The sequence below is a fragment of the Ileibacterium valens genome (genome assembly GCF_001945525.1).
GTDB classification, from domain to species: Bacteria; Bacillota_I; Bacilli_A; order Erysipelotrichales; family Erysipelotrichaceae; genus Ileibacterium; species Ileibacterium valens.
Window position 1 is genome coordinate 1 of the sequence record NZ_MPJW01000114.1, and the last position, 5,911, is coordinate 5,911.

General features: G+C 40.1%; 6 protein-coding genes. 5 read left to right on the forward strand and 1 reads right to left on the reverse strand.

From position 1 onward, the window contains the following. The 5 genes from BO222_RS05480 to BO222_RS05505 all read left to right on the forward strand — a co-directional run. A partial coding sequence (locus BO222_RS05480; RefSeq protein ID WP_143356867.1) for a transposase occupies positions 1–464 on the forward strand: 464 nt, incomplete at its 5' end. A gap of 67 nt (positions 465–531) precedes the next feature. After that, positions 532–1,872, forward strand: coding sequence for a PTS sugar transporter subunit IIC (locus BO222_RS05485; RefSeq protein ID WP_075819099.1), 1,341 nt, complete (start codon positions 532–534; stop codon positions 1,870–1,872). A gap of 167 nt (positions 1,873–2,039) precedes the next feature. Continuing rightward, entirely contained in the window at positions 2,040–2,360 is a 321-nt protein-coding gene (locus BO222_RS05490; protein WP_075819101.1) for a PTS sugar transporter subunit IIB, read from the forward strand. A gap of 629 nt (positions 2,361–2,989) precedes the next feature. Continuing rightward, positions 2,990–4,273 (forward strand): adenylosuccinate synthase, encoded by a 1,284-nt coding sequence (locus tag BO222_RS05500; RefSeq protein ID WP_075819105.1) that lies wholly within the window; start codon positions 2,990–2,992, stop codon positions 4,271–4,273. Positions 4,274–4,789: 516 nt separating this feature from the next. Further along, a complete protein-coding gene (locus BO222_RS05505; RefSeq protein WP_075819107.1) occupies positions 4,790–5,452 on the forward strand; it encodes a ribose-5-phosphate isomerase A in 663 nt (220 codons plus the stop codon). Positions 5,453–5,656: 204 nt separating this feature from the next. Here BO222_RS05505 and BO222_RS05510 read toward each other — a convergent pair. Next, on the reverse strand, positions 5,657–5,911 hold a 255-nt coding region (locus tag BO222_RS05510; protein ID WP_075817320.1), incomplete at its 5' end, for a transposase.

The following is a 5,911-nucleotide window of genomic DNA, read 5'->3' on the forward strand; positions in this document are numbered from 1 at the left end:
TGCTCAATCATCTGGATCCAGATTCAGGAACCTCAACTGAGTTGTTTGAAAAACTTGAATCCGAAGGATTTTTCATCCTTGCTTCTTCAAATGAGTTAGCCATCGAAGAGATCTTGCCTGTTTATTACACAAGACAGCAGGTTGAACAGACTTTTGATATCGGGAAAAACTATACAGGATTATTGCCAGTACGTATTCAATCTGAAGACCGTCTGAGAGGTCATCTTCTGATTACTTTTATCGCTTCAATGATTGTCAAAAGAATCCAGTTGGAACTATTGAATCATGAGAATAAAAGAACCAAGAAATTGAATCCAATCAGTCTGTTTCAAAACCTGGGATATCAACGTTGTTCAGTATTCGAAGACAAAATTATTATTCATGAGGCTGATTCGAAAGCAAATCAGGGATATAAGTTATTCAAGATTAAAGTCCCTGATGAACTCAATTTAGGGTCTAGGTAGAAAATTTTTGGGAACTACAGTTAAAGAATTAAATAAAAATCAAAACCAATAACAGGAGAGAAAGAAAATGCAAAGCACAAACGATTCGGCCTTCATTCAGAAGTTTGCCGATTTTGCCGCAAAGCTCGGAAATCAGATGTACCTGAAAACTTTACGAGATGCCTTTGCGACCATCATGCCGCTCTATATCCTTGCCGGTATCGCTGTTTTACTTAATAACACTGTATTTACCTGGATCTTTTCAGGAGATATGCTTGCCAATGTCCAGTACTGGGGCAACCTGCTGATCAATGGAACATTGAATATTTCCGGTCTGCTGATCGCAGCAGTCATCGGTTATTGCCTGGCAATCAACCGTGAATATGACAACCCGCTCTCAAGCGCTGTTGTCGCTATGGCTTCATTAGTCATCATGATGCCTGCTACTGTTGAACTGACATCTGTCAATGAAGTAACCGATCAGTTCAGCGACATTCTGCCATTCTCCAACCTTGGAACTGGCGCCATGTTTGCCGGAATCATCGTTGGTCTCATCTTTACTGAGCTGTATATCAGACTCAGCAGTGTGAAAGCTTTAAAAATTAACCTAGGTGGACAGGTTCCGCCTGCAGTAAGCAAATCCTTCAATGTTCTGATTCCAGTTATGATCACTTTAGGGATTGCTGCATTAGTCAGCACAATCTTTGCGGTTGCCTTCGGAACAGACCTGATCACTCTGATCACGACATTCATTCAGGAACCATTAAGACACGTAGGGACTTCAATCTGGGGTGTTATTATTCTGTATACTCTTGGAAACCTGTTATGGCTGTTTGGTATTCACCAGTCAGTAATTTACTCTTCGATTCTTGAACCACTGTTAATCATCAACATTAACGAAAACATTGCAGCCTATGCTGCTGGACAGACGATTCCAAACATCATTAATGTTTCTCAGGTCACATCTTTTGGATTGCTTGGAGGTTCTGGAAGTACACTGTGCCTTCTGATTGCTACCTTCATTGTCGGCCGCAATGCAGCTACCCGCAATGTCGCTAAACTTTCAATTGCACCTGGTCTGTTCAATATCAATGAACCTGTACTGTTTGGTTATCCAATTGTTTACAATATTTCCATGGCTATCCCATTCCTTGTTGTACCAGTGATGGGAATCGTAATTTCTTATCTGGCTACTACAATGGGTCTGATGAATCCATGTGTATCTCTGGTTCCATGGACTACGCCAGTTCTCCTTTCCGGATTCTTGGCAACTGGTATGGACTGGAGAGCTGTTATCGTACAGTTAATCGTTTTAGTTCTTGGAATTCTGATTTATATGCCATTCGTTAAGATCAACGATGCCGTTCTTGCCAAACAGGCTGTTGAAGACGACGACGATGATGACGATGACGTATTCAATCTGGATTAGTCTGTATTAAAAATCGAAGAATCATCGACAAACAAAGAATTAAGAACCAACCACAAGCAAAAAACTGCCATCAAAAAAGACAAGAGATAATTTGTATGAGTTTTAAAAACTCAGGAATTCGATTGTGATCAATGAGCCGATTCGCAATAGAAAACGAGGAAATAATAATGACGAAAAATATTCTTCTGGTCTGCAATGCAGGCATGTCTACATCCATCCTGGTAAAAAATATGCAGGATGCTGCCAAAACATTAGGCGTTGATTGTGCTATTGAAGCCAAATCTCTAACTGCTGCAAAAAAAGATCTTCACGAAGCCGATGTGATTCTGTTAGGACCACAGATTGGCTATGAATTAAACAAGGTAAAAGAACTCGCAGGAAATATTCCTGCCGCTGTCATTGATATGAAAGACTATGGTTCAATGGACGGAAAAAAAGTTCTGAAAACCGCTTATAAAATGATGAAAGCAGCTCAGGCAAAAGCATAATGGCTTTGCTGAGTACTCGATAATACCATCAAACCTCCTTAATTTTCAAAGGTCATTATGACCGAAGCTTGGGTAAAGCCGCTGATCAGCCGATTGGCGGCTTTGTCTGTTGGCTTTTGTAAACAAAGTGCTGAAAATTTCTGAAACGATAGGTCTTGTTTACAAAAACTTGTATACTCATTATGTTTCGACTATGATTTCGTCTGGCCCAAACCAGGTCTGACGAAAAAAGAGTTATAGAAGAAAAGAAGAAAATTTAAGAGTAAAGCTTTTCGAATTAATGATCAGACAAGTTCTGGCTGATAAAAAGTATGATGGATAACAATCTTAATCTTTAATGAATCGATCTTTAGAATCATTCAAAGCCAGATTGAGTTTTCTAATCGTCATTAATTCACCTACTTTTTACAGGGAATGGCCAGTTCAATATGGAAAATTGATCGTTTGTTTTCATCAGCCGGATCGGCTTTTGAAGCTCAGAAGAAACAGAACCACGGAAAGGATAAGCTCGCAAAGATTGATCACCCTGTAATCAGTAACAGATCAATCCTTCGGTTGAATAAGATAAAACAGAAGGAAGATTCTGAATTCAATTCAGTATTCAAAATTTGCGGGCAGGAAGCATAAACATGACTGTTCAGGTAGTTGTTGGAACCCAGTGGGGTGACGAAGGAAAAGGGAAAATTGTAGACGTCCTTGCAGAAAATGCGGACATGGTTGTCCGTTTTCAGGGCGGCGATAATGCCGGTCATACGGTTGTGGTTAATGGAGAAAAACATGTACTTCATCTGCTTCCATCGGGCGTTCTTCATGAAGATTCATTATGCATTATCGGACCAGGGGTTGCGTGCAATCCATTCGTTTTAATTAAGGAAATGGATCAGCTGAAAAAAAGCGGATTAAGTACCGATCATATAGTGATTTCAGATCGTGCTCAGATTCTGATGCCATACCATTGCTATCAGGATGAACTTGAAGAAAAATCCAAAGCTAACAAAATTGGAACCACCAAGCGCGGAATTGGTCCATGTTACGAAGATAAATATGCAAGACGCGGAATTCGCTATCACGAATTCAGAGACTTCGAGCATTTTGAAAAACGCCTGCGCGAAAACATGGAACTTAAAAATAAGATGTTTACCAATGTCTATGATGGAAAAGCGATGGATGTTGATTCGATGGTGGAGGATTTTCGTAAAATTTATGACCAGATCAAACCGATGATCAAGGAAACGACTCACATGGTTGAAAATGCCAGAAAAGAAAATAAGAACATTCTTTTCGAAGGCGCCCAGGCGGCTATGCTTGATATCAACTATGGAACTTATCCCTATGTTACTTCATCTTCACCAACTGCTGCTGGCGTGACAACAGGTGCGGGAATTGCTCCGGGCAAAATTCAGAAGGTGATTGGCGTTGTAAAAGCGTATTCGACCCGGGTTGGGGAAGGACCATTTGTAACAGAGCTTGAAGATGAAACAGGAAAATATCTGCGCACCAATGGCTTCGAATTTGGGGCAACAACTGGCAGACCCCGCCGCTGCGGATGGCTTGATCTGCTTGTAGTAAAACATGCGGATCTGATTAACGGTCTAACGGATATTGTTTTAACAAAATTAGATGTATTAACCGGATTGGATACATTAAAAGTGTGCACCGGTTATGAAATTGATGGTGAAGTTTACGATTATATTCCAAGCGATCAGGCGGATGTGGCTAAAGCAAAACCAGTTTATACAGAACTTCCAGGCTGGAGTGAAGACATTTCGAAAATGAGCACTTATGATGAGCTTCCAGAAAACGCAAAAAACTATATCCAATTTATCGAAGAATTCACCGGCGTTCCTGTTTCCATGGTCAGCGTGGGACCAGACCGCATCAATAATATTTATCTGCGGGATCTGACTTGTTAAAAGATACGAGCTTTCATTGTTTCAGCCACCTGAGCTCAAAGCGGTTCTAACCAAGATCAGAAAAATGATAGCCAAAACTTATTAACAAACGATAGATAACCATTTCGTACTAAGACTTTCAAAGATCGAATTTGATCATCGAAGGTCTTAGTATTTTTGTTTTTGTCTAACTTTTCTCAGATTTTTCTGGATTTAAGGACAGTTGTTCGGAGTCACTTTTTCATGCAATCAAATGCTCTGAGCGCTCCAAACCAGCGAAAACCAACCTGACGATATAATGAAATCAAACAGACACGGCCAAAAGAATCGGTTGAAGACGAAACCAGTCTTAAAATCAGAAAGTTAAGAAGATCTAGAAAAGGAGAGTCCGCGAAGTTTCGATTTTCAGATTCATAGATTTCTTTTTGTCAACAGGCAAATGTTCGCGAACTATTGAGTCGTTTTCTTCATTGAGTCTGCTGCATCAAAATCAAATCGGCCGTTGGAATTCATGTTAAAACTGCGGACAGAATTAGTATGGAAAGACATGCTGCACAAGCTGCATTAGCTTACATTCGAGATGATATGACAATTGGCCTGGGAAGCGGAAAAGCGGTTGAATATCTAATCGAGTTTATTTCAATGGAAAACTACTCAAATTTAAAAATTGTCACCAACAATATGCATACTGCTCTTCTTGCAAAAAAGAGGGGACTGACCATTGTCCCATCCTGGATGAATGCATCACTGGATTATACTTTTGATACCCTGGATTATTTAGTGAAGGATCTTTCTGGCGGTATGAAAAACTCAGAACCAGTCGTACAGAATAAGATTTTAGCCAGCATGGCAAAACAAATGATCTTTATGGTTTCAAGAGACAACTTTGGAGTCATTGAAGAAGAAGCAATCCCGTTCCAGGTCGAAGTGGAAAAAGAAGCCCTGGGGTATGTCAATGGACGATTAAAGGAAATGGGAGCCATCGTGGCAGAAGATTCAGCTGAAGGCCGTATCCCAGCTCTGAGTTCAAATGCCAATTACATTCTTTCGGCAAAAATTCGCTGGAATAAAGATCTGGCTTCGCTCAATAATGAGCTTTCTGATATTCCTGGCATTTACGCAACATCTTTATTCACCGGATTACCAGTGACTGCTTTGATTTACGATAAGCAGGGAGTAGAAACGATTCACGCTTTTTGATTGAGATTGAACAGAAAAACAATTGGAACGTAATTATAAGGGGCTGTTAAATTTCGACTGATTTTTCATCAGCGAGATTTACAGCCCCTTTTTCTATGCTTTTTATCTGATTCAATCCTGTTTTATGATGTGTTTTTCCGCTCAAGTCAATTTTTGAACGCACTGAAAAGAGCCAAAACTCAAAAAGACTGTTTATAATCTTTTTCAGATTTCGCTTTTCTGCTCCTTTAATTTTCCATAACGTTCGAGTTCTGGGCAACTCATCCGATTTCTGTTGTTTAATTTTCTGATATTGTGTCCCATGGCCACAATAAGCACCTCAAATTTTACGTTTTCCAGTCCCCGGCGTCTCAATCGGCTGTATCTGTAGTTTTCTTTAAGATCTCCGAAGGTTCCTTCCGCCTGAATGCTCCGGCTGACCATAATCTCATGTCCTGCATCTGAAGACATGTTCTCCCG